Annotated in this window: 20 protein-coding genes and 1 pseudogene; 10 read left to right on the top strand and 11 right to left on the bottom strand. The window is 60.2% G+C overall.

What is annotated here, in order from left to right; all coding sequences use genetic code 11:
* Positions 1 to 208 precede the first annotated feature (208 nt).
* Positions 209 to 394 (top strand): hypothetical protein, encoded by a 186-nt coding sequence (locus AABM55_RS23630; RefSeq protein ID WP_054598171.1) that lies wholly within the window; start codon positions 209 to 211, stop codon positions 392 to 394.
* Between the two features lie 78 nt (positions 395 to 472).
* Here the strand turns inward: AABM55_RS23630 and AABM55_RS23625 are convergent, their stop codons facing one another.
* The 11 genes and pseudogenes from AABM55_RS23625 to AABM55_RS23575 all read right to left on the bottom strand — a co-directional run bounded on the left by AABM55_RS23625 (position 473) and on the right by AABM55_RS23575 (position 12893).
* Positions 473 to 763, bottom strand: a complete 291-nt coding sequence (locus AABM55_RS23625; protein ID WP_347927911.1) for a type II toxin-antitoxin system RelE/ParE family toxin — start codon at positions 761 to 763, stop codon at positions 473 to 475.
* On the bottom strand, positions 732 to 989 hold the full coding sequence (locus AABM55_RS23620) for a CopG family ribbon-helix-helix protein (protein WP_054593838.1): 258 nt from the start codon (positions 987 to 989) through the stop codon (positions 732 to 734). The genes AABM55_RS23625 and AABM55_RS23620 overlap by 32 nt, the downstream gene beginning before the upstream one ends.
* 173 nt (positions 990 to 1162) lie before the next feature.
* Positions 1163 to 2650: an amino acid permease gene (locus tag AABM55_RS23615; RefSeq protein WP_347927910.1), complete on the bottom strand. Its 1488-nt coding sequence runs from the start codon at positions 2648 to 2650 to the stop codon at positions 1163 to 1165.
* A 260-nt stretch (positions 2651 to 2910) separates the two neighbouring features.
* A complete protein-coding gene (locus AABM55_RS23610; RefSeq protein ID WP_347927909.1) occupies positions 2911 to 4335 on the bottom strand; it encodes a gamma-aminobutyraldehyde dehydrogenase in 1425 nt (474 codons plus the stop codon).
* Positions 4336 to 4511: 176 nt separating this feature from the next.
* Positions 4512 to 5354, bottom strand: coding sequence for an ABC transporter permease (locus AABM55_RS23605; RefSeq protein ID WP_347927908.1), 843 nt, complete (start codon positions 5352 to 5354; stop codon positions 4512 to 4514).
* A complete protein-coding gene (locus AABM55_RS23600; RefSeq protein WP_347927907.1) occupies positions 5344 to 6291 on the bottom strand; it encodes an ABC transporter permease in 948 nt (315 codons plus the stop codon). The genes AABM55_RS23605 and AABM55_RS23600 overlap by 11 nt, the downstream gene beginning before the upstream one ends.
* Before the next feature lies 1 nt (position 6292).
* Positions 6293 to 7330 (bottom strand): ABC transporter ATP-binding protein, encoded by a 1038-nt coding sequence (locus AABM55_RS23595; RefSeq protein WP_054593833.1) that lies wholly within the window; start codon positions 7328 to 7330, stop codon positions 6293 to 6295.
* Positions 7331 to 7567: 237 nt separating this feature from the next.
* A pseudogene (ydcS, locus tag AABM55_RS23590) lies at positions 7568 to 8719 on the bottom strand (putative ABC transporter substrate-binding protein YdcS).
* 87 nt (positions 8720 to 8806) lie between these two features.
* Complete coding sequence (locus AABM55_RS23585) at positions 8807 to 10297, bottom strand: gamma-aminobutyraldehyde dehydrogenase (protein WP_347927906.1); 1491 nt, start codon at positions 10295 to 10297, stop codon at positions 8807 to 8809.
* A gap of 103 nt (positions 10298 to 10400) precedes the next feature.
* The gene (locus AABM55_RS23580) at positions 10401 to 11315 is read right to left on the bottom strand and encodes a LysR family transcriptional regulator (protein WP_347927905.1); all 915 of its coding nucleotides are present in this window, start codon (positions 11313 to 11315) and stop codon (positions 10401 to 10403) included.
* A 297-nt stretch (positions 11316 to 11612) separates the two neighbouring features.
* Positions 11613 to 12893 (bottom strand): glycoside hydrolase family 68 protein, encoded by a 1281-nt coding sequence (locus AABM55_RS23575; RefSeq protein WP_347927904.1) that lies wholly within the window; start codon positions 12891 to 12893, stop codon positions 11613 to 11615.
* A gap of 657 nt (positions 12894 to 13550) precedes the next feature.
* Between AABM55_RS23575 and AABM55_RS23570 the strand changes: the two genes are divergently transcribed.
* The 9 genes from AABM55_RS23570 (at position 13551) to prfB (ending at position 23813) form a co-directional block, all read left to right on the top strand.
* Positions 13551 to 13919, top strand: coding sequence for a DUF6124 family protein (locus AABM55_RS23570; protein ID WP_347927903.1), 369 nt, complete (start codon positions 13551 to 13553; stop codon positions 13917 to 13919).
* A gap of 237 nt (positions 13920 to 14156) precedes the next feature.
* A complete protein-coding gene (locus AABM55_RS23565; RefSeq protein ID WP_347927902.1) occupies positions 14157 to 15779 on the top strand; it encodes a methyl-accepting chemotaxis protein in 1623 nt (540 codons plus the stop codon).
* Positions 15779 to 16315 carry a chemotaxis protein CheW gene (locus AABM55_RS23560; RefSeq protein ID WP_103319577.1) on the top strand — a complete coding sequence of 179 codons (537 nt, stop codon included), beginning with the start codon at positions 15779 to 15781 and terminating at the stop codon, positions 16313 to 16315. The genes AABM55_RS23565 and AABM55_RS23560 overlap by 1 nt, the downstream gene beginning before the upstream one ends.
* Positions 16312 to 17589: a CheR family methyltransferase gene (locus AABM55_RS23555; protein WP_347927901.1), complete on the top strand. Its 1278-nt coding sequence runs from the start codon at positions 16312 to 16314 to the stop codon at positions 17587 to 17589. The genes AABM55_RS23560 and AABM55_RS23555 overlap by 4 nt, the downstream gene beginning before the upstream one ends.
* Positions 17586 to 18269 (top strand): chemotaxis protein CheW, encoded by a 684-nt coding sequence (locus tag AABM55_RS23550; RefSeq protein WP_347927900.1) that lies wholly within the window; start codon positions 17586 to 17588, stop codon positions 18267 to 18269. The genes AABM55_RS23555 and AABM55_RS23550 overlap by 4 nt, the downstream gene beginning before the upstream one ends.
* A complete protein-coding gene (locus AABM55_RS23545; protein ID WP_347927899.1) occupies positions 18266 to 20560 on the top strand; it encodes a hybrid sensor histidine kinase/response regulator in 2295 nt (764 codons plus the stop codon). Before AABM55_RS23550 ends, AABM55_RS23545 begins: the two co-directional genes overlap by 4 nt.
* A complete protein-coding gene (locus tag AABM55_RS23540; protein WP_054593822.1) occupies positions 20557 to 21567 on the top strand; it encodes a chemotaxis response regulator protein-glutamate methylesterase in 1011 nt (336 codons plus the stop codon). Before AABM55_RS23545 ends, AABM55_RS23540 begins: the two co-directional genes overlap by 4 nt.
* 42 nt (positions 21568 to 21609) lie before the next feature.
* Positions 21610 to 22611 carry a PleD family two-component system response regulator gene (locus AABM55_RS23535; protein WP_054593821.1) on the top strand — a complete coding sequence of 334 codons (1002 nt, stop codon included), beginning with the start codon at positions 21610 to 21612 and terminating at the stop codon, positions 22609 to 22611.
* Positions 22612 to 22717: 106 nt separating this feature from the next.
* Positions 22718 to 23813 (top strand): peptide chain release factor 2 gene (prfB, locus tag AABM55_RS23530; protein ID WP_102667242.1). Its coding sequence is split into 2 segments (ribosomal slippage): positions 22718 to 22789 and positions 22791 to 23813, totalling 1095 coding nucleotides; the frame shifts between segments, so codons are not numbered across the junction.
* Positions 23814 to 23889: the final 76 nt, after the last annotated feature.

The following is a 23889-nucleotide window of genomic DNA, read 5'->3' as shown; positions in this document are numbered from 1 at the left end:
CAAATAAGCGTTTTCATTTATTTGACTAATTACTCTAAAAACAGCTCGCAAACGTTTTTTTGTCCCTATTCTTAGGCTCATGACCGGCCTTTGCCCTTGAGGCCGGTGAACGTTCAGCAGCAGTCTGGCAGGTGCCGGTCGCTGCTGAAGAAGGAGCAGGGCGATGAGGTATCTGAAGTTTCAGTTCACGTGCAGAGGGATATCGTCCATGGAAAAAGCGCAAAGCTTCATCGGGTTTTTAGGGATTTTCTCAGGCTTGAGCCTCTCGCGAAGGTCTCGCCGGCTGAATTCAGAGGAGGCGAAACTCGTCGAGCAGTATCGAGCGTTATCGGAGAATGACCGGATTGCAATGCGCTATCTGGCGGATGCGATGCACCGTGTTTCGCGGTTTTGAGGCGGGTTGACGGCACCTCCCATATCCGCTTATGGGGGGGCTGTTTGTCTTGTGCACCAGCTCCGATTGCATTGAGTGTCACCACTCCTGATTACGCTCGGTTCGTTCATGCAATATTCGCAGGATCTGCACTTGGCCGAGTACCAGGCGATAAGGTGCAACAAATGGAAGCTGATTCAGAACAAATTCACGTATATCCGGTACCAGTGAAGGACGCCCGGAGCCGGGGAACAGTTCAAGTTGGCCAAAGGTGTTGAGGATGCTTGTCACCACATCGTTGGCAGCGGATGTGCCAATCAGCCCGCAATAGTGTTCATGAATGGCGTCCAGGTCACTCTCAGCTTTCTCGGTCAGTGCGACTCTCGGCACGATTTGCCCACTTAGCCTTCACGGCGTCCAGATCGGTCAGTTTTCCAGCATCGGCATCGGCAATACCTTCGCTGATTGCTTGCAGGTGCCAGGATTCGGCTTCTACATAACGCACCAGTGCGCGCTTGAGGTGGTACTGACGGTCACGATCGGTCGCTGCTGCAAGCTGATCCAGTTGCTGGGCAAGATTCTCTTCGACTCGAAAGGACAAAACGGGCGAGGCCATCGCGGCTCTCCTGTGAAGGTGTATACATTGTAAACGACGTAAACACCCTAGGCCCTGCCAAGATTTCAGTCAATCACCGTTGTGCGCTCGGTGTCAGGAAATCTTAGCGGGGCAGGTGCTGGAGAGAGTGAGCGATGTGTTGCCGAATGCTTGCTCCCTCTAGTAGTTGTCAGTCAATACCGACTGACTTTCCAGGCATCACCCGCAGGGGCGGTGCCGTGGTCATACGGTTTACCGAGCCACATATAGAGCAGCCCCAGGCCAATCACGATGGCAGTGCTCAAGACCATGGCGTAGTTGATGTACCACGCGGCATCCGGGGTACGTGGCCAGGCCATGTTGATGATGGCGCCCACGCCATAGACCAGCGCGCCGATGTTCACCGGCAGGCCCCAGGCGCCCAGGGTGAATTTGCCGCTGGGTTTCCAGCCGCGAGCGCGGGCGTAGAGGGCGGCGAGCACGATCATCTGGAACGCCAGATAGATGCCGATGGCCGCAAAGCTGACGATGGTGGCGACGGCGTCTTGCAGGACAAAACCGAGGGCGATGATCAGCGCTGGCAGGACGCCAGACACGAACAGTGCGGCAACCGGAACCTGAGTCGTCGGTGAAATCTTTTTCAGCAGTGCACTGCCAATGACCATTTCGTCACGAGCGTAGGAATACAGCAGACGACTGGCCGCGGCTTGCAGGCTGATGACGCAGGAGATGAAGGAAATCATCACCACGCCCATCACCACTTTCGAACCGACCGGACCGAAGGCGTTATTGAGGATGGTGGTTACCGGGTCCTTGTCGGTGCCGTTGATCACCGCTTGCATGTCCGGCACCGCAAGAATCAGCGCCAGGCAGGCGAACATCGCCGCGATGCCGCCGATGTAGATGGTCATGCGCATCGCCACCGGAATCTGCTTGCTCGGGTTCGGGGTTTCTTCGGCCACGTCACCGCAGGCCTCGAAGCCGTAGTACAGAAACATCCCGGCCAGGGAGGCGGTCAGGAACGCCGGCAGGTAGGAACCGTCGACACGGATATCAAAGGTGTTGAACAGCACGCTGAGTGGCTGATGGCGTTCGAAGACCAACAGGTACACGCCGACGACCACCGCACCGACCAGCTCGCAGAGAAAGCCGAACATGGCGATGCGCGCCAGCACTTTGGTGCCGCTGAGGTTCACCAGGGTGGCGAACAGCGTCAGCACCAGGGCGATGACGATGTTGGTGTTGTTGCTCGGTTCAAAGCCCATCATCGCCGCCAGGTAAGGACCGGCACCGACCGCAACGGCCGCGATGGTGACGCACAGGGCAATGGAGTAGATCCAGCCGACCATCCACGCCCAGCGTTTGCCGACCAAACGGCGAGCCCACGGGTAGACGCCACCGGAAATCGGGAACTGCGACACTACTTCACCGAAAATCAGGCAGACCAGCAGTTGGCCGCAACCGACCAGCAAATACGCCCAGAACATCGGCGGGCCACCGGCGGCGAGGCACAAGCCGAACAGGGTATAAACCCCTACGACAGGGGAGAGGTAGGTGAAGCCCAGGGCGAAGTTTTCCCATAGGCTCATGCTGCGATTGAAGTTCGAGGTGTAGCCCAGCTTGCGTAACTGCTCGGCATCGCTGTCGGCGGTTATTGCAGGGAGTTCAGGTAGTGCAGTCATGGCGTTGATGCTCCGGAAAATCGGCAGATTTCGGATGTCCGATACCGTGGCTGGGCCATGACGGCTCAACCCGGATCGGTGGTTATTGTTGTGGTCTGAATTACCGTGAAGCGTTTTTCTGTAGCAGCTGCCGAAGGCTGCGTTCGGCCGCGAAGCGGTCGTATGTTGAACACCCCGATCGTTCAGGAAGATCACTGTGGACCTTTTTGCGACCGCTGCGCGCTCGAACGCAGCCTTCGGCAGCTGCTACAAGGTCTGCGTTAGTGCTTGAACATCACATGTCGCACGGTGGTGTAGTCCTCCAGTCCGTACATGGACATGTCCTTGCCATAGCCGGACAGTTTCTGACCGCCGTGGGGCATTTCGCTGACCAGCATGAAGTGCGTATTCACCCAGGTGCAGCCGTACTGCAAACGGGCGGCGAGGCGGTGAGCGCGGCCGACATCGGACGTCCAGACCGACGACGCCAGGCCGTAGTCCGAATCGTTGGCCCACGCCAGCACTTGTGCTTCATCGGCGAATGAGGTCACCGACACCACCGGCCCGAACACCTCGCGGCGGACGATCTCGTCGTCCTGCCGGGCGTCGGCCAACACCGTTGGTTCGAAGAAGAAACCGTTGCCTTCCACTGCTTTGCCGCCAGTGATCAGGCGGATGTGCGGTTGCGCGATGGCGCGCTCGACGAAACCGGCTACACGGTCTCGATGTTGGGCGGTAATCAGCGGGCCCAACTCGGTGGACGGGTCATCCTGCAGGCCGTACTTGATGCTGCTGACGGCTGCGCCAAGCTTCTCGACGAATTTTTCGTAGATGCCGGCCTGGGCGTAGATGCGGCAAGCGGCGGTGCAATCCTGGCCCGCATTGTAGAAACCAAAGGTGCGAATACCTTCAACGGCGGCGTCGATGTCGGCGTCGTCGAAGATGATCACCGGGGCTTTACCGCCCAGTTCCATGTGCATGCGTTTGACGCTGTCGGCGGTGCTGGAAATGATGTTCGAACCGGTGGCGATGGAGCCGGTCAGCGAGACCATGCGAACTTTCGGGTGGGTGACCAACGGGCTACCGACTGTAGGCCCACGACCGAAGACCAGGTTGAGTACGCCCGCCGGGAAAACCTCCGACGCTAGTTCTGCCAGACGCAGCGCAGTCAGCGGGGTTTGCTCCGACGGCTTGAGCACCACGGTATTACCGGCTGCCAGCGCCGGGGCGATTTTCCAGGCGACCATCATCAGCGGATAGTTCCACGGTGCGATGGAGGCGATCACGCCGACCGGGTCGCGGCGGATCATCGAGGTGTGGCCCGGCAGGTATTCACCACCGGCCGAACCGCTCATGCAGCGACTGGCGCCGGCGAAGAAACGGAATACATCGGCAATCGCCGGGATCTCGTCGTTCAACGCGGCGCTGTAGGGCTTGCCGCAGTTGTCCGATTCCAGCTTGGCCAGTTCCTCGCCGTGGGCCTGGATGACGTCGGCGAGTTTGAGCAACAGCAGCGAGCGGTCTTTTGGTGGAGTCTGCGACCAGCCTTCGAAGGCGGCATCGGCAGCCCGCACCGCGGCATCGACCTGGGCTTCGCTGGCTTCGTTGATTTCTACCAGTACCCGACCCAGCGCCGGGTTGAATACCGCTTGGGCGGGGCCTTCGCCGGTGACAAGCTGGCCGTTGATCAAGAGTTTGGTTTGCATAGCGATGTCCTCATCGAAGCAGTTCTTGTTTTCTTGCTGGAACCGGTCCTTGTGGGAGCGAGCCTGCTCGCGATAGCGGTCTTACAGTCGACATCTCTGTTGAATGTCAGTCAGTCATCGCGAGCAGGCTCGCTCCCACAAAAAAACCAGGTTCCACAGTGAGTAGTCGTTGTCAGTTATTTACCGCCGCTGCCCGCGACGCTTTCGCCGCCGCGAGTCAGGTAATAGGCGCCAAGGATCGGCAGCATGGTCACGAGCATCACCAGCATCGCCACCACGTTGGTCACCGGTACGTCGCGTGGGCGGCTGAGCTGGTTGAGCAGCCACAACGGCAAGGTGCGTTCGTGGCCAGCGGTGAACGTGGTAACGATGATTTCGTCGAACGACAGCGCGAACGCCAACATGCCACCAGCCAGTAATGCCGAGCCAAGGTTCGGCAGGACGATGTAGCGGAAGGTCTGCCAACCGTCGGCGCCGAGATCCATCGACGCTTCGATCAAGCTGTACGAGGTACGGCGCAGGCGGGCGATGACGTTGTTGTAGACGATCACCACGCAGAAGGTTGCGTGGCCGACGATGATGGTGAACATCCCCGGCTCGATGCCCAGCGTCTTGAACGTCGCCAGCAGCGCAATACCGGTGATGATCCCCGGCAACGCAATCGGCAGGATCAGCATCAGCGAGATGCCCTGCTTGCCGAAGAACTCCCGGCGGTACAACGCCGCCGACGCGAGGGTGCCGAGGACCATCGCAATCAACGTCGCAATCGCAGCGATTTGCGCCGAAAGCTTGATCGCGTCCAGCACATCGGGCCGCGCGAACGCCACGCTGAACCACTTCAGGGTGAAGCCCTGGGGCGGAAAGCTGAATGCCGCGTCTTCAGTGTTGAAGGCGTACAGGAAGATGATCAGGATCGGGATGTGCAGGAACACCAACCCGCCCCAGGCAGCAATGCGCAGGCCGAGAGAGGCTTGCTCTCCCCGAATCCCGGGCTCACGTTTTTTGGCATCAGAGCGCATCGAAGGCCCCCAGACGTTTGACGATGGACAGGTAGATGGCGATCAGTACGATCGGCACCAAGGTGAAGGCCGCGGCCATTGGCATGTTGCCGATGGCGCCTTGCTGGGCGTAGACCATGCTGCCGACGAAGTAGCCCGGCGGTCCGATCAGCTGCGGCACGATGAAGTCACCGAGGGTCAGCGAAAAGGTGAAGATCGAACCAGCCGCGATACCCGGAATCGACAGTGGCAGAATCACCTGCATGAAGGTCTGGTGCGGCTTGGCGCCTAGGTCGGCGGAGGCTTGCAGCAGCGATGGCGGCAGGCGTTCCAGCGACGCCTGGATCGGCAGGATCATGAACGGCAGCCAGATGTAGACGAACACCATGAACCGGCCCAGATGGGAGGTCGACAGGGTGCTGCCGCCCACGCCGGGAATCCCCAGCACGAACTGCAACACCGGCTCCAGCCCCAGGTGCTGAACGAACCACTGCGCCACGCCACCCTTGGCCAGCAGCAGGGTCCAGGCGTACGCCTTGACGATGTAACTGGCCCACATCGGCATCATCACCGCGATGTAGAAAAATGCTTTGGTGTTGCCGATGGTGTAACGCGCCATGTAGTAGGCAATCGGAAACGCGACGATGGCGCTGGCAATCGAGACCACGATCGCCATGCTCAGGGTGCGCAGGATGATGTCGAAGTTCGAGGGGTTGAACAGCGCTGCGAAGTTCGCCAGGGTCAGCTCGGGCGTGACCGTCATGGTGAAGTCGTCGAAGGTGTAGAAACCCTGCCACAGCAGCGTCAGCAGCGAGCCCAGATAGATCGCGCCGAACCAGATCAGCGGCGGCACCAGCAGCATTGCGAGGTACAGGTTGGGCCGGCGATACAGCAGGTTGGAAAACCTGTGCAGCGGCGAGCTGCCGACCGGGGTTTGGGTCAAGGTCGCACTGTTCATTTCAGACCCCGCTCGCAACGGCGTCGTGCAACGGGACCATGGCCTCGCGGGCCCAGCGAGCACTGATGCGTTGCCCGGTTTGATGTTGGACACTGACGTCCAGCCACTGGTTGTTGGCGTGGCTGATGCTCAGGGTCTGACCGTTTTCAAGCTTCATCTCGTAACGCGTGGCGCTGCCCTGGTACTGGATGTCGTGCAGCAGGCCGCTGACTTCGATCTCATGGCTGGCCTTTGGGCCTTCGGCAAAACGCACGTGTTCCGGACGGATCGAGAACGGCTGCGGATGGCCGCTCAACTGTCGGGCCAGCTCGCCGCGAATCACGTTGGAGGTGCCGACGAATTCAGCGACGAAGGTGGTGTTTGGTTTCATGTACAGGTTGCGCGGTGTGTCGACCTGCTCGATGCGGCCCTTGTTGAACACTGCCACGCGGTCGGACATCGACAGCGCTTCGGTCTGGTCGTGGGTGACGAAGATGAAGGTGATGCCGAGTTGGCGCTGGAGCTTCTTCAATTCCCCCTGCATTTGTTCGCGCAGTTTCAGATCGAGTGCGCCCAACGGTTCATCGAGCAGCAGCACTCGCGGGCGATTGACCAGCGCTCGGGCCAGGGCCACGCGCTGGCGCTGGCCTCCGGAAAGTTGCACCGGTTTACGCTCGCCGTAACCGCCGAGGGCGACCATGTCGAGGGCTTCTTCGGCGCGCTTGAGACGCTCGGCCTTGCCGACGCCTTTGACTTTCAAACCGTAAGCAACGTTGTCGCGAACGTTCATATGCGGGAACAGCGCGTAATCCTGAAACACGGTGTTCACGTCACGTTGATAGGGCGGCAAACCGGCAGCTTCAGCGCCGTGAATGCGGATCGAGCCGGCGCTTGGTTGTTCGAAACCGGCGATCAGCCGCAAGCAGGTGGTTTTGCCCGAGCCGGAAGGGCCGAGCATGGAAAAGAACTCGCCGTCCTGGATTTCGATGGAAACCCGGTCGACGGCTTTCACTTCGCCGAACTGACGGGAGACGTTGGTGAACTGGACTGCAAGCGTCATGGTGCGGTGCTCCAAAAAGGCCAAAGCCGTCGCAGCGGCCCTGCCTGGACTTCTGAAAAAGCTGAGTCGTGATCGATGTGCTAGTGAGCTTTTGTGGCGAGGGAGCTTGCTCCCGCTCGAGCGCGAAGCGGTCGCAATTTCGCCAACGCGTTCTAACTGACAGATCGCAGTCGCAGGTTTTACGACTGCTGCGCAGCCGAGCGGGAGCAAGCTCCCTCGCCACAGGGGATCGGTGTGTTATCTACCGCCCATGATCGCGATGTAGTCCTGGGTCCAGCGGCTATACGGTACGAACTTGCCACCTTCAGCCTGTGGGGTTTTCCAGAAGGCGATCTTGTCGAACTGGTCGAAACCGTTGGTTTTGCAGCCTTCGGCGCCCAGCAATTCGCTTCCCGTGCAAGCCGCCGGCACGGCTGGTAGCGAGCCGAACCACGCGGCTACGTCACCCTGGACTTTGGGTTGCAGCGACCAGTCCATCCACTTGTAGGCGCAGTTCGGGTGCTTGGCATCGGCGTGCAACATGGTGGTATCGGCCCACCCGGTAACGCCTTCTTTCGGAATGGTCGAGGCTACGGGCTGCTTATCGGCTTGCAGGCCGTTGACCATGTAACCCCAGGTGCTGGAGGCCGCGACGCCTTCGTTCTTGAAGTCGCTCATCTGCACGGTCGCGTCATGCCAGTAGCGGTGCACCAGCGGTTGCTGGGCGCGCAGCAGGTCGAGCACAGCCTTGTACTGGGTTTCGGTCAGTTCGTAAGGGTTCTTGATACCCAGTTCCGGCTTGGTCGATTTCAGGTACAGCGCGGCGTCGGCGATGTAGATCGGGCCGTCATAAGCTTGCACCCGACCCTTGTTGGCCTTGCCGTCCGGCAGGTTTTGCGGATCGAACACCACGCTCCAGCTTGTAGGCGCGGTCTTGAACACGTTGGTGTTGTACATCAGCACGTTCGGGCCCTATTGATAAGGCGTGCCGTAAACCTGTTGGTTGACCACGTACCAAGGCCCGTCCTTGAGGCGCGGGTCGATGTTTTTCCAGTTCGGGATCAATGCCGTATTGATCGGTTGCACACGTTTGCCGCCGATCAAGCGCAACGAAGCATCGCCGGACGCGGTCACCAGGTCGTAACCGCCCTTGGCCATCAGGCTGACCATTTCATCAGAGGTGGCGGCGGTTTTGACGCTGACCTTGCAACCGGTTTCCTTCTCGAAACCGCTGACCCAATCGTAGGCCTTATCGCTCTCGCCACGTTCGATGTAGCCCGGCCAGGCGACGATATCCAGTTGGCCTTCGCCCGCGCCAACGGCTTTCAGCGGTTCGGCGGCCTGAATACTGGCACTGGCCAGCAGTAAGGGGGTGATTGCACTGAACAGTGCGGTCTTGTGCACGAACATGGGGTTTCCCTCTTCTTTAATTATCGTCGGGGCAGTGTTTGAACGTGGCAGAGCTGGCCTTTTCGGCTCGTTGTTAGCGTAGTGCGGTTATTTCAGATCGCTGCCGTGACGCGCCATGATGTGCCGCACCACGCTGTAGTCCTGGAGCGAGTCGCTGGATAAGTCTTTGCCGTAACCCGAGCGCTTCAAGCCGCCGTGGGGCATTTCGCTGACCAGCATGAAATGGCTGTTGATCCAGGTGCAGCCGTACTGCAACCGCGCTGCCACCTGCATCGCCTTGTCCAGGTTCTGGGTCCAGACCGATGACGCCAGGCCATATTCCGAGTCGTTGGCCCAGTCCACTGCCTGTTCCAATTCATCGAAGCGGGTCACGGTGGCCACCGGCCCGAACACTTCGCGCTGGACGATTTCATCACTCTGTTTGCAGCCGGCCAGCAGAGTCGGCTGGTAGTAGAAACCGGCGCCGGAATGCACCGCCGCGCCGGTCACCCGCTCGATGTGCGGCTGGCCGAGGGCGCGTTCGACAAAACTGGCCACACGGTCGCGCTGGCGAGTGCTGATCAGCGGGCCGAGCTCGTTGTCGGCGTCACGTTTACCGGCGAAGCGCAGGCTGCTGACCGCAGCGCCGAGTTCGGCCACCAATTTGTCGTGAATCCCGGCCTGTGCATAAATCCGGCAGGCGGCGGTGCAGTCTTGCCCGGCGTTGTAGTAGCCATAAGTGCGCACGCCTTCGATCACCGCTTGAATATCCGCGTCGTTGCAGACGATCACCGGGGCTTTGCCACCGAGTTCGAGGTGTGTACGTTTCAGGGTTTTGGCGGCGGCCTGGAGGATTTTCTGTCCGGTGACGATGTCGCCGGTCAGCGAGACCATGCGCACTTTCGGGTGGCTGACCAAATGGCTACCGACACCTTCACCGCCGCCGCAAATAATGTTGATCACCCCGCGCGGGAGAATCTCGGCCAGCGCCGGTGCGAGGGCGAGGATCGACAGCGGCGTGTGTTCGGACGGCTTGAACACCAGCGTGTTGCCGGCGGCCAGGGCCGGGGCGATTTTCCACGCGGCCATCATGATCGGGTAGTTCCACGGCGCGATGGACGCTACGACACCTATCGGATCGCGGCGCACCATGCTGGTGTAACCCGGCAAATATTCACCGCTGAGCTGTCCGGTCTGGCAGCGCACGGCGCCGGCAAAGAAGCGAAACACGTCGACCGTCGCGCTCAAATCGTCCTGACGGGCCAGGTGCAATGGCTTGCCGCAGTTCAGCGATTCGAGACGGGCGAGGAGGTCGGCGTGTTTTTCCACCGCGTTGGCGATGTCCAGCAGGATGTTCGAGCGCTGTTGCGGGGTGGTGCGCGACCAACCGGCGAAGGCGCGGTGGGCGGCGAGGATGGCGGCTTCGACTTGTTCGGTGCTGGCTTCGGCGATGTGCGTCAGCACTTCACCGGTGGCCGGGTTGAGGATCGGCTCGACAAAGCCCTGGCCTGCGATTAATTCACCATCGATCAGCAATGCCGTGAACAACGGGGTTTGTGCGCCAGCCATTTTTCGGGTTCTCTTTTCTTGTGTGGCCATGGTGCTCCCTGTGACTGGAGGCCCGACCGTCTTATTTAGATGCACAGAGACTAGTGGTCGGGCTTGTGGGCGACAAATACTAAATACTGAATGCAGCGTTCGATTAAATAGATGGCTTGCGCCCGCCGTGAGGCTGCTCGCGGGCGACGGTCAGGAACGGATCGACCAACGCCGGGCGGGCGGTGCCACGACGCCAGGCCAGGCCGACGTCGAGGGTCTGGCTGAGGTCGGCGATCGCTCGCGCTTCGATGATGTCGCCTTCCAGCGACCAGGGGCGGTAGGTCATGTCGGGTTGAATCGACACGCCAAGGCCGGCCGCCACCAGGCTTCGAACGGCCTCGGTGGAGGCCGTGCGCAAGGTGATGCGCGGTTGCAAAGAGGCTGCCGACCACATGCGCTGGGCGTTGCGGTCCATTTCATCGACGTTCAATTGAATCAACGGCTCACGGGCGACATCGGCGAGGTTGATGCTGTCGTGCTCCAGCAACGGGTGCTGGGCCGGCAGCCACAGGCGGTGCGGCGAATGCGTGAGTACCTCGGTTTGCAGCGCATGGCGATCCTCAAGGTTGGAGAGGATCAGCACCCCGACATCGATTTCGCCGCTGACCAGCAAATGCTCGATGTAGGGCCGCTCGTCTTCCGTTACGCGAATGTCGACGTTGGGGTAGGCGCGTTGAAAACGGGTGAGCAAATCGGCGAGGTAGTAACCAGCGACCAGGCTGGTTACGCCGATGGTCAACTGGCCGGCGACCTGATCGGTACTTTGCTGAAGGCTGCGTTTGGCGTTGTCGACCGTGGCCAGGATCAAGTGCGCCTGACGCAGGAACTGATGGCCCTGGTGGGTGAGGGTCATGCCCTTGGCGTGGCGATTGAACAGGCTGACGCCAATTTCTTGCTCAAGCTGCTGGATCGCCAGGGTCAAGGTGGACTGGGAAATGTACACCGCTTGTGCGGCAGACGAGATCGAGCCGGTCTCGGCCACGGCGATGAAGTGACGGATCTGACGCAAGGTCATCATGGGGAATTACCCGGTGGGCGGTTTTTATAGATTTGCCAGAGTGTATATCTTTTTAATCGATGCCCAGGCAGGGGCTTGGTTGGGGATAGGGGATAGGGGATAGGGGATAGGGGGAGGGGAGAGCCCCGTTACTGGCTGCATCCATGCAGCCAGTTCCGAAGGGTCGATGTTACGCATTGTTCAATGCGGCTCCCGATCAAGTCGCAATGAGTCAGGCGCGGATATCTCGATCATATCCACAACGTGTTTGTTATCGAATTCAAACTCGGTGCCTGAAGGCCCTGTGTAACTTCAATACTATTTCAGCGTTACATCAATCATCGGGGGAATGTAACCATAGTCATATTCGGCCACCACGAAAGTCTGCTGCCCTTTCACCTTGATGCCCACTGTCGGCGCTTCAGTGCCGCCGACCCGGTACTGCATTCCGGTGTCGCTTTCCTTTGTGGGTACGGTGTCGATGAACGAAGTCACCAGGCCGTTAGGCATCACGTAATGTGAATAGGTTTGAAATGGCTGGGAAGAGGGGTTGCCCAGCACCAGACCGGAACCGTTCAGTGGCACGTAAGGGCCGAAGAGCGAATCCGCGACGAAACCGTACACCCCGTCCGGACCGGTCACACCGTCGGCATAAGTGAATTTATGGCTGATGGTGAACAAATAGTATTTACCGTCCTGAAACAGGAAGTGTGGACGTTCGGTCTGGTCATTGACGCCTACTGCAGTCAGCAGTGGCGGCAACATTTCCCAGTCGTCGCCATCTTCGTCATTTGCTACGGCGATACCGACACAGGCCGTTTGGAAGCGCGAGTTACCGACATCTTCATAGCCCGGCGGTACGTCGCCGATTTCAGCTTCGCCGACCTTGTGCGAACCACGCTCACCGGCCACGTTGCCCTCAAACAGCATGTACAACTTGCCGTCTTTCGGATCGCGGAACGGCCATGGATCACGGAAGCCCCAGTACGGATTCTGCGCTTCGGTCTGATACATCTCGCCGTCAGCCTCGAACAGCGACGTAACCTTTTTGAAGCCTACCAGGCTGACGCCATGTTCAGTCGTCACCACGCGGCCACGCACCTTGACGATCGTGGCGCCCGGCGTGACGGCGGTGTAATACAAATCCACATCGCCCTGGTCGTTCAACAGAATCGGGGAGCCAGCCCATTCACGGGCGGTTGGAGACACACCTTGCGCCATCACGCGACCACCAAACTGCCAGTCTTTACCGGTGCGGGAAAACCAGTAGTACATCTTTGCCCGACCATGACGATCGTTCCAGTCTCGGATGATGTCGTAATTACCGTTCTCGTCGATGTACTCCGGATCATTCGGGTGACGATCTGCCGTCAAGGTGAAAATGACCGACCAGCCGTCGACAGAAGCCACGTTACCGTCGATATCGCGCAGCGGCATGGTGTCCCAGATGAACACCTCGTTGCTCAATACCGGGAAATCCGCACTGACCAGAGGCTGGGTAGTGGTCGGATCATCCGCGTGAACTTTTAGCGCGTCGGCGCGGGTCCACAAGCTGGGCTGGTGGGGAAGCTGACCAAGTTTTTCAGTGTTGCTTTTCATAGGGAGTACCTCATCCATGAATATATTTAAATGAATCTTCGTTAGTGACTGTATATCCATACAGTGATTTAACTGTAAGTCAGTGGATTTTCAAGATCAAGGAAAAATTCCATTTTTTTGAATTTATGGGTTTTTTGTTGCTAGCTGATACGTTTCATCAGGTGATTTTTTGCACAAAAAAGGCCTCCCTCTCGGTAAGCCTCTGGTCGTCCGCCGTGCGGCATGATGTGGTTTTGAAGTGAAAAGATCTTTTTTGACCGTTACGCAGCCCAACGGAGGGCACGCTCCGTTCGCCACAAATCAGTACGCAATTTTTGATCTGTTTATTCTTTCCCCAAAGCCTCGGTCGGAGGCTACGTTGCCTTGCGTCGCTGCCTACACCTGCGCCAGAATCCGCCGGCTTGTGCGTCTTGGTCGTCGCCTCTATTGTTCCCGTGTCACTGCCCATCAGTGATCGGGTTTAGTCGCCTGCCGTAGCTAAGTCGCATCAGTGCTGATCAGTCAGGTATCCCATCCCTGCACTTGATGGTGGCTGTGCGCAGGGCGCCCTCGGGCGCGCCGATTTCTTAGCTCGTCGGTCGACTAACCTGCGTATAGCCGCCACCCATTCGTTTAGTCGCGAACAGGTTGCAGCCTCACTCAAAGAGAGCTAAGCCAATGTTCAAAGCCACGCCCAATCCACCCGAAACCGATCCGGTTTCTCCCTACGCCTCCCTCGATTCAAAAGAACTCCACGCCGCCGCGCACCGTGCGCTCGACCATTACCTGGTATTGCCCGAGACCAAGCAGTTGTTGGCCGACCGACGCCCCGGCTGCATTTTCGTCATTGCCCCCGACGTCGACAGCGAAACCCTGCTGGCCCACGCCTGCGAAACCCTCGCCTCGGCGAATGTCATGGCCAGCGATCTGGCGTTCGAACTCGAAGGCCCCAAACGCAATACCGCGCTGGCAATTCAGCAGATGATTTCCCTGGCCGAGTTGGCGGTGAATCGGGCGCTGGATAACTTCGATCAGCCAGAGACTTAGCAGCACCACGGTGTGGCGAGGGAGCTTGCTCCCGCTGGGCTGCGTAGCAGCCCCAAAACCGGCGAATGAGATCCATCTGAAAAATTGTCATCGCCAGTATTGGGAGCGCTACGCGCTCCAGCGGGAGCAAGCTCCCTCGCCACAGGTGTTTCGTTGCTACTTGCGATGCACCGCTTATAAAACGCAGCGTGCCCTCGGCTATACTCCCCTCCATTTGAACGGCCCCGAGGACTGACTGTGAAGAACTGGACGTTGCGCCAACGCATTTTGGCGAGCTTTGCGGTAATTATCGCCATCATGCTGCTGATGGTCATGGTCTCGTTCTCGAGTCTGCTGAAGATTGAATCCAGCGAGGAAACGGTCCAGTCGGATGCCGTTCCAGGGCTGTATTACAGCTCGATGATTCGTGGCGCCTGGGTCGACACTTACGTCTTGACCCAACGGATCGTTGGTCTCTCGGAACATCGCGACATGAGTGCCGCTGACCTGGAGCTGTACAAGGGCGCCGAGGCGCACCTGAAAGACGAGATGGGCAACTATCGGAAAACGATCTTCACCACCGAGGATCGGGCCGGGTTCGAAGCGTTCGAGGCTCGTTATCAAACGTACAACCAAGCGTTGGCTAAAGTCGTCGGGCTGTATCAGCAAAAACAATACGAACAGGCTCGTCTAGCGCTGGAGCAGGAGTTGACGCCCGCGTGGGTCGATGGCCGCAAGCAGTTGAATGCTGTGATTGATAGCAATCGTGATCAATCCGCTAACGCTACCGAGGCCATCCGCCAAGCAGTTACTGCGGCAAAAGCCAGCATGGGCGTGTCTTTGCTGGTGGCGGTCATCGCCGCCGGCCTCTGTGGCCTGCTGTTGATGCGCGCGATCATGGCGCCGATGAATCGCATCGTGCAGATCCTCGACATCATGCGCACCGGCGATCTCAGCAGCCGTTTGAACCTCGATCGCAAAGACGAATTCGGCGCGGTGGAAACCGGCTTCAACGACATGATGACGGAGCTGACCTCGCTGGTGTCCCAGGCGCAGCGTTCCTCGGTACAGGTCACCACCTCGGTGACCGAAATCGCCGCCACCTCCAAACAGCAGCAGGCGACCGCCACTGAAACGGCGGCCACTACCACCGAAATCGGCGCCACCTCGCGTGAAATCGCCGCCACCTCGCGGGACCTGGTGCGGACCATGACCGAAGTCTCCACCGCCGCCGATCAGGCCTCGGTGCTGGCCGGTTCCGGTCAGCAGGGGCTGGCGCGGATGGAGGAGACCATGCACTCGGTGATGGGCGCGGCTGACCTGGTCAATGCCAAACTGGCGATCCTCAACGAGAAGGCCGGCAACATCAATCAGGTGGTGGTGACCATCGTCAAGGTCGCGGACCAGACCAACCTGCTGTCGCTGAACGCCGCCATCGAAGCGGAAAAGGCCGGTGAATACGGTCGCGGTTTTGCCGTGGTCGCCACCGAAGTTCGACGTCTGGCAGACCAGACCGCCGTCGCCACCTACGACATCGAGCAGATGGTTCGCGAGATCCAGTCGGCGGTGTCGGCCGGCGTCATGGGCATGGACAAATTCTCTGAAGAAGTCCGCCGTGGCATGTCCGAAGTGCAGCAGGTCGGTGAGCAGCTGTCGCAGATCATCCACCAGGTTCAGGCGCTGGCGCCGCGGGTGTTGATGGTTAACGAGGGCATGCAGGCCCAGGCCACGGGCGCCGAACAGATCAACCATGCGCTGGTGCAGTTGGGCGATGCCAGCAGCCAGACGGTCGAGTCCTTGCGTCAGGCCAGTTCCGCCATCGACGAGCTGAGCCAGGTGGCCGTTGGGCTACGCAGCGGCGTCTCGCGATTTAAAGTCTGATGAGCGAACTCGTGGCGAAACGCGGCGCAGGCATGGCGCCCAGGCAGTCATTGTTTCTGGTGTTTCGTATCGGTGACGAGCGTTATGCATTGCAAGCCATTGAAGTGGCCGAAGTGCTGCCGCGCCTGCCGCTCAAACCGATTGCCGGGACGCCTTCATGGGTCGCGGGGGTGTTTGCCTATCGCGGCGCGGTGGTGCCGGTAATCGATGTCGGCGAGCTGGCGTTCGGTCAGCCGGCCCAGGCGCGCACCAGCACCCGATTGGTGCTGGTGCATTATCAGCCGGATGACGCCACGCCCGGGCAATTGCTCGGGCTGATTCTTGAGCAGGCCACCGACACCCTGCGTTGCAACCCGGCGGACTTCCAGCCCTATGGCCTGGATAACCGTCAGGCGCCGTATTTGGGGCCGGTGCGTGAAGACGCGCAAGGCCTGCTGCAATGGGTGCGTGTCGCAGACTTGCTGGATGCCCAGGTACGAGCGCTGCTGTTCCCGTCGCCGCCGCTGGACCTGGCGATGCTTGAGGAGCGCCCATGAGCAGTGATCAGCGCTTTTTCGACTTCCTCAAAGAACGTATCGGTCTGGACGTGAACTCCGTCGGCCCAGCGATCATCGAGCGGGCCGTGCGCCAGCGCATGACTGCGCAGCAGGTGAAAACGGCTGATGAGTACTGGTTGCGGCTGCAAGTCTCGGCAGACGAACAACAGGCGCTGATCGAAGGCGTGATCGTCCCGGAAACCTGGTTTTTCCGTTACCCGGAATCCTTTGCCACGCTGGCCAGGCTGGCGCTCAAGCGCCTGGCGGAGATCAAGGGTATGCGCGCGCTGCGGATTCTCAGCCTGCCGTGCTCGACTGGCGAAGAACCGTATTCGATTGCCATGGCGCTATTCGATGGCGGGCTTGCGCCGCACCAGTTCAAGGTCGACGGGGTGGACGTCAGCCCGCTGTCGGTCGAACGGGCCAAGCATGCGCTGTACGGCAAGAACTCCTTTCGTGGGCAGCAAACCGATTTCCGCGAGCGCTACTTCAGCACCGAAGACGACGGCTATCGCGTCAGCGAGCGGGTGCGCGAACAGGTGCGTTTGCAGGTGGGCAACCTGCTGGACCCGACCTTGCTGGCCAATGAGCCAGCCTATGACTTTGTGTTTTGTCGCAACCTGCTGATCTATTTCGATCAGCCTACCCAGCAACAGGTTCTCCAGGTGCTCAAGCGCCTGACTCATGTAGAGGGCGTGCTGTTTATCGGCCCGGCCGAAGGCAGTTTGCTGGGGCATCTGGGGATGCGTTCGATCGGTATCCCACAATCCTTCGCTTTCAGCCGTCACAGCGAGCCTGAACCTGCGCCGCCCTCCGTGTTTAGTGCACCGCCGTTGCCGGTGAGTTTGCCGCTGCGCAGCGTTTCACTACCGCCAGTGCGCAGCCGACCGTTTGCCGTTGTTGCACCGGCGCCGCGTGCGAGCCTTGAGAAAGCGCCGAATACCGATGCGGCAACGCTGCTGGCAAGCATTGCAGCCCTGGCCAACGAAGGTAAAAGCCTCGAAGCTCAGGCCGCCTGTGAGGAATACCTGCGCCACCATGAGCCGGTGGCGCAGGTGTTTTACTGGCTGGGGCTGCTCAGTGATGTCGCCGGCAACGTGCTGGAAGCCCAGGGTTTTTATCGCAAGGCACTGTATTTGCAACCGCAGCATCCCGAAGCACTGATGCACCTGTCGGTGTTACTGGCGTCCCAGGGGGATGCGTCCGGTGCCCGTCGATTGCAGCAACGCGCTGCTCGTAATGAGCGCACCGCTGACAGTGAGCGTAAACGATGACCGGTACTGTTTCGCTGAACGTGACCCATGCAGATGCCCAGGCTATCGACGACTGCTGGAACCGTATCGGTATCCACGGCGACAAGTCCTGCCCGCTGCTGATCGAGCATATTCACTGTCGCAATTGCGCGGTGTATTCCGCGGCGGCGACACGTTTGCTGGATCGCTATGCCTTGCAGCAGGACGACCGCGCGCAAGTGTCCACTGCCGTTGAAACGGACGTGGTCACGCGCTCGCTGTTGATGTTCCGCCTCGGCGAAGAATGGCTCGCCCTGGCCACCCGCAGCCTGGTGGAAGTGGCACCGATGCAGGCGATTCATTCGCTGCCGCATCAGCGTTCGCGGGCGCTGCTGGGGGTGGCGAATGTGCGTGGCGCGCTGGTGGCGTGCCTGTCGCTGGTGGAATTGCTCGGGCTGGAAGCGACCACCGGTGTTGCCTCTGGCGTGCGGATCATGCCGCGCATGTTGATCATTGCTGCTCACGGCGGCCCGGTGGTGGTGCCGGTGGATGAGGTGGACGGGATTCATGCCATTGATGAGCGGATTCTCGATGCCGCGTCCCGCTCAGGTGAGCAGGCCAGTGCCAAGTACACCCGTGGCGTCCTGCAATTCAGAGGTCGCAGCCTGCGCTGGCTGGATGAAGAACAGGTGCTGTCCGCCGTGACCCGGAGCCTGACATGACCCCCGATCAAATGCGCGACGCGTCATTGCTGGAACTCTTCAGTCTTGAAGCCGAGGCCCAGACCCAGGTGCTCAGCGCCGGGTTGCTGGCGCTGGAACGTGACCCGACCCAGGCCGATCAGCTGGAAGCCTGCATGCGCGCCGCGCATTCGCTCAAGGGCGCGGCGCGGATCGTCGGTGTGGATGCCGGAGTCAGCGTTTCTCATGTGATGGAAGATTGCCTGGTCAGCGCGCAGGAGGGTCGACTTTTTCTGCGCCCCGAACACATTGATGCGCTGCTGCAAGGCACGGACTTGCTGATGCGCATCGCCACGCCAGGCAGTGCCAACGTGGGGCCGGGCGATATCGAAGCCTACGTGGCGCTGATGGGGCGTTTGCTCGATCCATTGGCGGCGGTTGCAGCACCTGCCGTGGCACAGCCCTCATTGCCGTCCGAGCCACCGGCACCGCACGTCGAGCCGCCGGACCTGGTGTCGGAACTCGAGTCGTCGCTGGCGGCTTCGGTCGAGGCGTCGCGTAAAGCCAAGCGCGTCACCGAAGGTGGCGAGCGGGTGTTGCGGGTGACCGCCGAGCGCTTGAACAGTCTGCTCGATCTGTCGAGCAAGTCGCTGGTGGAAACCCTGCGTCTCAAGCCTTACCTGGCAACAATGCAGCGTCTCAAACGCACGCAGAGCAACAGTCTGCGCGCCCTGGAAAACCTCAACGTGCACCTCAAGGGGCATGACCTGGGCCTTGAAGCCCTGGAGGCGCTCGGCGATGCGCGGCGGCTGTTGGCCGAATCGCAGCAGTTGCTGGCTGAGAAAACCGCTGAGCTTGATGAGTTTGCCTGGCAGGCGAGTCAGCGCGCTCAGGTGCTGTATGACACGGCGCTGGCCTGTCGCATGCGGCCGTTTGCCGATGTGCTGACCGGGCAGGCGCGAATGGTTCGCGATCTGGGACGTAGTCTGGGCAAGCAGGTGCGGCTGGAAATCGAGGGTGAAAAGACCCAGGTCGACCGCGATGTGTTGGAGAAGCTCGAAGCGCCGCTGACCCATTTGTTGCGCAATGCGGTAGACCACGGCATCGAAACACCCGAGCAACGCCTGCTGGCCGGCAAGCCTGCCGAAGGGCTGATTCGCTTGCGCGCGTCCAACCAGGCCGGGCTGCTGTTGCTGGAATTGAGCGACGATGGCCATGGCGTGGACCTGGAACAAGTGCGCGCCAGTATCGTCGAACGTCAATTGTCGCCGGCCGAGACCGCGGCGCAGTTGAGCGAAGAAGAGCTGCTGACGTTCCTCTTCCTGCCGGGCTTCAGCCTGCGCGACAAAGTTACCGAGGTGTCCGGGCGTGGCGTAGGCCTGGATGCGGTTCAGCACATGGTCCGCCAGTTACGCGGCGCTGTGGTGCTGGAACAGAAGGCCGGCGAGGGCAGTCGTTTCCAGCTTGAGGTGCCGTTGACGTTGTCGGTGGTGCGCAGTCTGGTGGTGGAAGTGGGCGAGGAGGCGTATGCCTTTCCACTGGCGCACATCGAGCGCATGTGCGATTTGGCAGCGGACGACATCGTCCAGGTGGAAGGTCGTCAGCACTTCTGGCACGAAGGTCGACACGTTGGCCTCGTCGCGGCCAGCCAGCTGCTCAATCGCCCGGCGAGTCAGAACAGCCCGGCGACCCTTAAAGTCGTGGTCATCCGTGACCGCGACACGGTGTACGGTGTGGCCGTCGAGCGTTTTATCGGCGAGCGCACGTTGGTGGTGCTGCCGCTGGATGAGCGGCTGGGCAAGGTTCAGGACATTTCTGCCGGGGCCTTGCTCGATGACGGGTCGGTGGTGTTGATCGTCGACGTCGAAGACCTGCTCCGCTCGGTGGACAAACTGCTCAATACCGGTCGCCTGGAACGGATCGCCCGGCACAGCCAACAGGCCGCCATCGTCGCGCGTAAACGTATTCTGGTGGTCGATGACTCACTGACGGTTCGTGAGTTGCAACGCAAGCTGCTGCTCAATCGGGGTTATGACGTGGCCGTAGCGGTTGACGGCATGGACGGCTGGAACGCACTGCGTGCCGAGGAATTCGACCTGCTGATTACCGATATTGATATGCCGCGCATGGATGGGATCGAGCTGGTTTCATTGTTGCGCCGTGACAATCGGCTGCAATCGCTGCCGGTGATGGTGGTGTCCTACAAGGATCGTGAAGAAGACCGTCGTCGTGGGCTGGACGCTGGAGCCGACTACTATCTAGCCAAGGCCAGCTTTCATGACGATGCACTGCTCGATGCAGTGGTTGAGCTCATAGGAGGAGCGCGAGCATGAAGATCGCTATCGTCAACGATATGCCCATGGCCGTGGAGGCCCTGCGTCGAGCCTTGGCCTTCGAGCCGGCGCACGAGGTGGTCTGGGTCGCCCGTAATGGCGCCGAGGCGGTGCAACGTTGCGCCGAGTTCACCCCGGACCTGATCCTGATGGACCTGATCATGCCGGTCATGGATGGCGTCGAAGCAACACGCCGGATCATGGCCGAGACCCCGTGCGCTATTGTTATCGTCACGGTGGACCGACAGCAGAATGTCCATCGGGTGTTCGAGGCCATGGGCCACGGCGCGCTGGATGTGGTCGATACCCCGGCCCTCGGCGCGGGCGATCCGAAAGAAGCCGCAGCGCCGCTGCTGCGCAAGATCATGAATATCGGCTGGCTGATCGGCGAGCGCGGTAACCGTGTGCAATCGGCGCCGGCCCTTCCTCGTGTTCTCGGGCAACGCCAGAGCCTGGTGGCCATCGGTTCTTCTGCTGGCGGGCCGGCGGCGCTGGAAGTCTTGCTCAAGGCCCTGCCGCGCGATTTTGCGCCGGCCATCGTGCTGGTCCAGCACGTTGACCAGGTGTTCGCGGCCGGCATGGCTGAATGGCTCGGCAGCGCCAGCGGTCTGGACGTGCGCCTGGCTCAGGAAGGCGAGCCGCCGCAAAGCGGGACGGTGTTGCTGGCGGGCACCAATCACCACATTCGTTTATTGAAGAACGGTACGCTGGCCTACACCGCCGAGCCGGTCAACGAGATCTATCGACCCTCGATCGACGTTTTTTTTGAAAGCGTGGCCACTTATTGGAACGGAGATGCAGTCGGTGTGCTGCTGACCGGCATGGGGCGCGATGGCGCCCAGGGACTTAAATCGATGCGCCAGCAAGGCTACTTGACCATTGCTCAGGATCAGCGCAGCAGTGCGGTATATGGCATGCCGAAAGCGGCCGCCGCCATCGACGCCGCTGTAGAAATTCACCCGTTGGACAAGATAGCGCCACGATTGCTGGAGATCTTTGCAAAATGACTCATCATTGCAGCTGTACTTGCCTTATTCAGGTGCCCGCACATGGATGATTTACAGCTCGACGCCTTTAAAACCGATGAGAACGCCGCGATGGTGCTGCTGGTCGACGACCAGGCGATGATCGGCGAAGCCGTGCGCCGCGGGCTGGCGAACGAGGAGAACATCGACTTCCATTTCTGCGCCGATCCGCACCAGGCCATCGCCCAGGCGATTCGCATCAAGCCGACGGTGATCCTGCAGGACCTGGTCATGCCCGGTCTGGACGGCCTGTCGCTGGTGCGCGAATACCGCAACCACCCGGCGACCAAGGACATTCCGATCATTGTGCTGTCGACCAAGGAAGACCCGCTGATCAAGAGCGCGGCGTTTGCTGCAGGGGCCAACGATTACCTGGTCAAGCTGCCGGACAACATCGAACTGGTCGCGCGCATTCGTTATCACTCGCGCTCCTACATGACCCTGATCCAGCGCGATGCGGCCTATCGGGCGCTGCGGGTCAGTCAACAACAGTTGCTCGACACCAACCTGGTGCTGCAACGCCTGATGAACTCCGATGGCCTGACCGGGCTGTCTAACCGTCGCCATTTCGACGAATACCTTGAGTTGGAATGGCGTCGGGCCATGCGTGACCAGGCGCAACTGTCGCTGTTGATGATCGATGTCGACTATTTCAAGTTGTACAACGACAGCTTCGGCCATCTGGAAGGCGACGAAGCCCTGCGCAAAGTCGCCACGGCGATCCGCGATGCCAGCAGCCGGCCTTCCGATCTGCCGGCGCGTTATGGCGGTGAAGAGTTCGTCCTGGTATTGCCCAATACCTCGCCGGGCGGGGCACGCCTGGTCGCGGAAAAACTCCGGCAGACCGTGGCCGGAATGAACATCCCGCATGTTGTACCGGCCGAAGGTGCGAGCCTGACCATCAGCATCGGCCTCTCGACCATCACCCCGCAGCCGGGCAGTGATTACCGTCAATTGATCTCGGCGGCGGACAAGGGGTTGTACCTGGCGAAGAACAATGGACGCAATCAGGTCGGCATCGAATGAACCCGCACGTTCATTCGCCGTTAAAGCCGCCAGGCGGGCTGCCGTGACAGCGTGATTACGTTATACTCGCCGGCTTTCAAAAGTTCGCCAACGAGTGCTGCCCGCCATGGAAATCAACCCGATCCTTAACAGTATCAAGGACCTGTCCGAGCGCTCCGAAACTATTCGGGGGTATCTTTGACTACGATCAAAAGCATGAGCGTCTGACCGAAGTCAATCGCGAGCTTGAAGATCCGAATGTCTGGAACAACCCGTCGTACGCTCAGGAACTGGGCCGCGAGCGGTCCCTGCTGGCGCAGATCGTCGAAACCCTCGACCAGATGCACAGCGGCCTTGCCGACGCCAAAGACCTGCTGCTGATGTCCGCAGAGGAAGAAGACCAGGCTGCCGTCGATGACGTCGCTGCCGAAGTCGAGCGTCTGCGCGAGGCCCTGGAAAAACTCGAATTCCGTCGCATGTTCAGCGGTGAGATGGACGCCAACAACGCCTACCTGGATATCCAGGCCGGCTCCGGCGGTACCGAGGCCCAGGACTGGGCCAACATCCTGCTGCGCATGTACCTGCGCTGGGCGGACAAACGCGGTTTCGACGCGACCATCATGGAGCTCTCCGCCGGTGAAGTCGCCGGGATCAAGGGCGCAACCGTGCACATCAAGGGTGAATACGCCTTTGGCTGGCTGCGGACCGAGATCGGCGTGCACCGTCTGGTGCGCAAGAGCCCGTACGACTCCGGTAACCGTCGCCATACCTCGTTCTCGGCCGTGTTCGTGTCGCCGGAAATCGATGACAACATCGAAATCGACATCAACCCGTCGGACCTGCGCATCGACACCTACCGCTCCTCGGGCGCCGGTGGTCAGCACGTAAACACCACCGACTCGGCCGTACGTATCACCCACGTACCGACCAACACCGTGGTCAGCTGCCAGAACGAACGTTCCCAGCACGCCAACAAAGACACCGCGATGAAAATGTTGCGGGCGCGCTTGTACGAGCAGGAAGTGCAGAAACGCAACGCTGCTTCCCAAGCCCTGGAAGACACCAAGTCGGACATCGGCTGGGGTCACCAGATTCGCTCGTATGTGCTCGACCAGTCGCGAATCAAGGATTTGCGTACTAACGTCGAACGCAGCGACTGCGACAAGGTGCTCGACGGCGACATCGACGAATACCTGGTGGCGAGCCTGAAGCAAGGCTTGTAACGAATGCACTGCAGTGGTCACTGATTCAACGACCCTGTAGGAGCGAGGCTTGCCCGCGAACCCCAGCCGAAGGCTG

The sequence above is a fragment of the Pseudomonas helvetica genome, assembly GCF_039908645.1.
GTDB classification, from domain to species: Bacteria; Pseudomonadota; Gammaproteobacteria; order Pseudomonadales; family Pseudomonadaceae; genus Aquipseudomonas; species Aquipseudomonas helvetica.
Note: the sequence above shows the minus strand (reverse complement) of the source record. Positions and strands in the feature narration are given on the sequence as shown.